This is a genomic window from Streptomyces sp. NPDC058955, assembly GCF_042741435.1.
Lineage (GTDB): Bacteria > Actinomycetota > Actinomycetes > Streptomycetales > Streptomycetaceae > Streptomyces.
The window spans coordinates 1-5,651 of record NZ_JBHYKM010000213.1 but is presented as its reverse complement, the minus strand read 5'-3'; the positions used below and the strand labels follow the sequence as shown (position 1 = coordinate 5,651).

Genomic DNA, 5,651 nt, shown 5'->3' with positions numbered 1-5,651 from the left:
TGTGGGGGGGTGGGGTGGTGGGTCCCCCCCACCCAACCGTAACCCTCTGGGGGGCCTCCGCGCCCCGAGCCTGGACCCGCACCCGTACGGAGCCGTACAACCGGTGCGGGTTCAGGCGCAGAAGCCTGGGCGCGGCAGGCGGCGCCGTTCCGTGTGCCCACCCGTTCCGCCCTGCGGAACGCCTGCCCACACGGAGGTGCGGCGAACGGCGCCGCCCAGAAGGCCGGGCCCAGCGCGTAGCCGGACGGGAGGGTGGGCACCGCCCCGCGGAACGCCTGCTAGCACGGAGGTGCGGCTAACGGGCCCCGCCCGGAAGACAGGCCCGGCGCGTAGCCGGGCGTGAGGGTGGGCACCGGCCTGCGGAACGCCTGCCCGCACGGGGGTGTGGCGAACGGGTGCCGCCCGGAAGACGGGCCCGGCGCGTAGCCGGACGGGAGGGTGGGCACCGGCCCGCGTGGTGGGAAATCGGTTGATCGGGGGTGGGGGTGGGCGGAGCATGGGGGGTCGTGGCTTCTTCCTCCTTGCGTTCGCGGCTCGTGGCCGTGCTGCCCGACACCTCGCCCTGGCGGTCGTCCCGGGACTTCCGGCTGCTGTGGGGGCAGGGGCTCGTGACCTACTTCGCCAGTGCCATGGCGATGGTCGCGCTGCCGCTGCAGATCAAGGAGCTGACGGACTCGCCGCTCGCCGTGGGCGCGATGGGCGCGGTGGAGCTGGTGCCGCTGGTGGTCTTCGGGCTGTACGGCGGGGCGCTGGCGGACGCGGTGGACCGGCGGCGGGTGATCGTCGGCACGGAGGCGGGGCTCGGCCTGCTCGCGCTGCTGCTGCTCCTGAACGCGCTGCTCGGCGAGCCGCTGCTGTGGCCGCTGTACGTGGTCGCGGCGGGCGTGTCCGCGCTCGCGGGGCTCCAGCGGCCGGCGCTCGACTCGCTGCTCGCCCGGATCGTGCCGCACGAGCAGCAGACCGCGGCGGCGGCGCTGAACTCGCTGCGCTGGCAGCTGGGGGCGATCGCGGGGCCGGCGGTGGCGGGCCTGGTGGTGGCCTACGCGGGGCACGCCACGGCGTACGCGGTGACGCTGGCCGGGTTCGCGGTGTCGGTGCTGATGTGCCGGCGCCTCTCCCCCGCGCCGCCCGCGCACGACGCGGAGAAGCCGTCGCTGCGGTCGATCGCGGAGGGCGCGCGGTACGCCTGGTCGCGGCCGGTGCTGCTGGGCACGTACGCGATCGACCTGGCGGCGATGGTCTTCGCCTTCCCGAACGCGGTCTTCCCGTTCCTCGCGGACGAGCTGGACGCACCGTGGTCGCTGGGCCTGATGTACGCGGCGGGCTCGGTCGGCTCGCTGGTGCTCGGTCTGACCAGCGGCTGGACGTCGAAGGTGCGGCGGCACGGGCTGCTCGTGGCCGGTGGCGCGGCCGGCTGGGGGCTGGCGATCGCGGGCGCGGGCTGGTTCGGGAACGTGTGGCTGGTGCTGCTGTGCCTGGCGTTCGCGGGTGCCGGGGACATGCTGAGCGGGCTGGGGCGCTCGACGATCTGGAACCAGACGATCCCGGAGGAGCTGCGCGGCCGGCTGGCGGGCATCGAGGTGCTCTCGTACAGCGTGGGCCCGCAGCTCGGCCAGGTGCGGGCCGGTGTGATGGCCGGCTGGACCGGGACCCGTACCGCCGTCTGGGCGGGCGGCGTCGCCTGTGTGGCCTCGGTGGGCCTGCTGTGCCTGGCGCTGCCCAGGCTGCTCGGGTACGACTCCGCCACGGACGAGGACGCCCTGCGCCGCAAGGCGCAGCAGGAGGCGACGGCGACGGCCGGGACCGCGTGACACGGGCCCGGCCGCGCGCCGTCGGCCCTGCCGTCAGTCCTGGCTCTCGTCCGGGCGGGGCGCGTCGTGCCAGCGGGGGTCGGTCTCCCACTCCAGGTTGCGCTCGCGGGCGGTCTCCATGGCGTGGGACGCCTCCTCACGGGTGGCGTAGGGGCCGAATCGGTTCTTCGCCGGGCATTCGGGCCCTTCCTCGACCTTCTTGTGTTCCAGGCAGTAGTACCACTCGCCCGGCTTGGCGGTCGGGCGCTTCTTGAACAGGGCCATGGTCGTCGGCTCCTTCCTTCGGGACCATGCTGCCCCAGACGCGGTCGTTAGACTCGCTGGCATGTCTGGCCAGTCGCTTCTCGTTCCGGGGGAGCTCTCCCCCACCCGCTCCGTCCCGGGCTCGATCCGCCGCCCCGAGTACGTCGGGAAGCCCGCTCCCACCCCGTACACGGGGCCCGAGGTGCAGGATTCCGACACGATCGAACGGATGCGGATCGCCGGCCGCATCGCCGCTCAGGCGATGGAGGAGGCCGCCAAGCACATCGCCCCCGGTGTCACCACCGACGAGCTCGACCGGGTCGCGCACGAGTTCATGTGCGACCACGGCGCCTATCCGTCCACGCTGGGCTACCGCGGCTTCCCCAAGTCGCTGTGCGCCTCGATCAACGAGGTCATCTGCCACGGCATCCCGGACTCCACCGTCCTGCGGGACGGCGACATCGTGAACCTGGACGTCACGGCGTACATCGACGGCGTCCACGGCGACAACAACGCCACCTACCTCTGCGGCGACGTCGACGAGGAGTCGCGGCTGCTCGTGGAGCGCACCCGGGAGTCCCTGAACCGCGCCATCAAGGCGGTGAAGCCGGGCCGGCAGATCAACATCATCGGCCGGGTCATCGAGTCGTACGCCAAGCGCTTCGGCTACGGCGTCGTCCGCGACTTCACCGGGCACGGCATCAACTCGTCCTTCCACTCCGGCCTGATCGTCCCGCACTACGACTCGCCCCACCACACGACCGTCATCCAGCCCGGCATGACCTTCACGATCGAGCCGATGCTGACCCTCGGGACCCACGAGTACGACATGTGGGACGACGGCTGGACCGTGGTGACGAAGGACCGCAAGCGGACGGCCCAGTTCGAGCACACCCTGGTGGTGACCGAGACGGGGGCGGACATTCTGACGCTTCCCTGAACTTACGTTCCCCCGACCGTCCACGGGGTACATCTTTTACCGACAGGTCGTCGGGAACCGGTTGACTTAGGTAAGCCTAACTTGGCACCATCGTCACTGGTTCCCGCCCCATCGGTCCCGGAGGCACGCCTTGGACACCCCCTTCTCCACCCTGATCCGCACGGCCTCGCACGAGCAGCACACGGAGGCGGAGACCTCGTCCTTCATGGGCGACCTCCTCGGCGGGCGGCTCGGGGTGGACGCCTACGCCCGCTACACCGAACAGCTGTGGTTCGTGTACCGGGCCCTGGAGGAGGGCGCGGAGGCGCTGCGCGAGGACCCGGTCGCCGGGCCGTTCATACAGCCCGAGCTGTTCCGCACGGCCGCCCTGGAGGCGGACCTCGCCCATCTGCGCGGCCCGGAGTGGCGCGCCGGCGCCACGGCGCTGCCGGCCACCGAGGCGTACGCGGCGCGGGTCGCCGAGTGCGCCCGCGAGTGGCCCGCCGGTTACGTCGCCCACCACTACACGCGCTACCTGGGCGACCTGTCGGGCGGTCAGATCATCCGCGACAAGGCCGAGCGGACCTGGGGCTTCGACTGCAAGGGCGACGGCGTGCGGTTCTACGTCTTCGACGCGATCGGCAACCCGGCGGCGTTCAAGCGCGCCTACCGCGAACTCCTCGACGGGGTGAACGCGGACGACCTGGAGAAGCAGCGGATCGTCGACGAGTGCAAGCGGGCCTTCGCCTTCAACACGGCCGTCTTCCGCGAGCTGGGGGGCGAGTTCCCGCTCAGCGCGTGAGCGTGCCCTCCAGGCGGACCCGTCCGCCCAACTCCACGATGCCGTCGGGGCCGGGGGCGGTGAGCAGCTGCGAACCCCGGCCCTGCGTGATGTTCAGGGCCCGGCCCAGCGCGGCGGTGAGCAGCAGGGCCGCGGCGCCGGTGGCCTCGTCCTCGTCGATGCCGTCGCCCCGGCCGGGGAAGGCGCGCGCCCGGATCCGTCCGGCGGCCTCCTCCTCCCACGCCCAGGCGTAGACCCACTCCCCCGGCGGCGGCACCTCCAAGGCGTCCACCTCGGCGGCGGAGCCGTACTGGCGCAGGGTGCGCGGCGGCGCCCACTCGGCGCGGGCCTCGATCCAGGTGAACTCGCCGTCGCCGCGCACCCACACCTCGCCGGCGGGCGGGCAGATCACCTCCAGGTCGAGCAGCCAGGCGGTGCCGACGAGGGGGTGCCCGGCGAAGGGGAGCCGCAGTCCGGGGGTGTAGATGTCGACGAGGCCGCGCTCGGGGTCGTCGACGAACACGGTCTCGCTGAAGCCGAGTTCCTTCGCGAGCGCCTGCCGGGACGCCTCGTCGGGGTGGGTGCGCCCGTCCCGTACGACTCCGAGGGCGTTGCCGTGGCGGCCGTCGCCCGCGCAGAAGACCCGCAGGACGTCGATCTCGGTGCCGGTCTCGCCAGTCGTGTTCATGGCGGAATTGAACCATCCAGGGGCAGGCGACAGGGCCGCACCTCCGTTTCCGGGGGTGCGGCCCTGTGCGCGTGGTCAGCTCTCGGCGCCGGTGCCGGTGCCGGTGCCGGTGCCGGTGCGGCGGCGGGCCGCGAGGACGACCGCGCCGCCGGCGGCGACGATCAGCGCGGCGGCGCCGGCCAGGAGGCCGGTGGGCGCCGAGGCGCCGGTGGCGGCGAGGGCGCCGGAGCCTCCCCCGACCGTGCCGGCGCCCCCGACCGTGCCCGCGCCGCCGACGGTTCCGGCGCCCGTCGTGCCCGAACCGGTGGAGCCCGTACCGGTGGATCCCGAACCGGTCGTGCCCGTACCGGTGGAGGCGGTCGGGCCCGTGGTCGCGGGCGGCAGGGCGGCGTCCTCGTCGAGGGCGAGGGAGACGGTCACGGGGTCGAGGGCGAGGCCCGCGTCGTAGTACGAGGCACCGCCGGGGGCGGCGAAGAGGGCGGCGCCGTCGGCGGTCAGCTTCGCGGGCAGCGCGGCGAGGGTGACGACCTCGTCCTTCGGCGTCCAGTCGGCCTTCGTCAGGTCGAGGGCGGCGAAGCGCACGCCCTTCCTGGTGCCGGAGGCGGTGGTGACGTCGGCGGTGAGGCTGCCCGTGGTGCCGTCGGCGGTGAGCTTCACGCCGCCGATCCGCCAGTCGATGCCGTGCGCGGCGCAGACGAAGTCGACGCGGCCGGTGAAGGAGGCGGTGAGGGTACGGGCGTCCGCGTCGAGCTCGGCCTCCTCGACCTGGAAGGCGTACGCGGAGCCGGACGTCGTCGCGCCGGCGGCCGGGGTGACGGTGCCGCCGCAGCGCTCGTCGACGTACACCCGCCAGCGCTCCAGGACGCCCCAGGTGAGCCGCCCGGCGACGACACCGGCCGGGTCCTCGGCGGGCGTCGTGGCGGTCGGGCTCGCGGTCCCGGTCGGGGCGGTGGTGGTCGGGGCCGGCGTGGTCGGCGGGGTCGTCGGAGGCGTGGTCGGCGGGGTGGTCGGGGGCGTGGTGGTGGGCGGCGGCGTGGTGGGCGGGGTGGTCGGGCGGGCGTCGGCCTTCACGGTGAGGGTGGCGGCGTCGAGGGCGTCGCCCTCCTTGTAGAAGCCGGCGAACGCGGCGGCGCCGTCCTTCGTGAGCTCGGCCGGGATGTCCTTGAAGACCATCGCGCCGTCGGCGCCCCGGCCGGGTCGGACGCCGGT

6 protein-coding genes are annotated in these 5,651 nt (G+C 73.9%); 3 read left to right on the top strand and 3 right to left on the bottom strand.

Annotated elements, in window-relative coordinates; all coding sequences use genetic code 11:
- The first annotated feature begins 521 nt into the window (after nucleotides 1-521).
- Complete coding sequence (locus ACFW1I_RS37790) at nucleotides 522-1,811, top strand: MFS transporter (RefSeq protein WP_384678560.1); 1,290 nt, start codon at nucleotides 522-524, stop codon at nucleotides 1,809-1,811.
- A 33-nt stretch (nucleotides 1,812-1,844) separates the two neighbouring features.
- On the opposite strand, the gene ACFW1I_RS37785 is transcribed toward ACFW1I_RS37790, so the two are convergent.
- A complete protein-coding gene (locus ACFW1I_RS37785) occupies nucleotides 1,845-2,075 on the bottom strand; it encodes a hypothetical protein (protein ID WP_319007359.1) in 231 nt (76 codons plus the stop codon).
- Nucleotides 2,076-2,136: 61 nt separating this feature from the next.
- On the opposite strand from ACFW1I_RS37785, the gene map reads away from it, so the two are divergent.
- Together map and ACFW1I_RS37775 are read left to right on the top strand one after the other, a co-directional pair.
- Nucleotides 2,137-2,994 carry a type I methionyl aminopeptidase gene (map, locus tag ACFW1I_RS37780; RefSeq protein WP_384678558.1) on the top strand — a complete coding sequence of 286 codons (858 nt, stop codon included), beginning with the start codon at nucleotides 2,137-2,139 and terminating at the stop codon, nucleotides 2,992-2,994.
- Nucleotides 2,995-3,124: 130 nt separating this feature from the next.
- Complete coding sequence (locus ACFW1I_RS37775; RefSeq protein WP_384678556.1) at nucleotides 3,125-3,775, top strand: heme oxygenase (biliverdin-producing); 651 nt, start codon at nucleotides 3,125-3,127, stop codon at nucleotides 3,773-3,775.
- On the opposite strand, the gene ACFW1I_RS37770 is transcribed toward ACFW1I_RS37775, so the two are convergent.
- Nucleotides 3,765-4,442, bottom strand: coding sequence for a PhzF family phenazine biosynthesis protein (locus ACFW1I_RS37770; protein ID WP_384678555.1), 678 nt, complete (start codon nucleotides 4,440-4,442; stop codon nucleotides 3,765-3,767). The two genes, ACFW1I_RS37775 and ACFW1I_RS37770, sit on opposite strands and share 11 nt — an antisense overlap.
- 75 nt (nucleotides 4,443-4,517) lie before the next feature.
- A partial coding sequence (locus tag ACFW1I_RS37765) for an HtaA domain-containing protein (protein ID WP_384678553.1) occupies nucleotides 4,518-5,651 on the bottom strand: 1,134 nt, incomplete at its 5' end.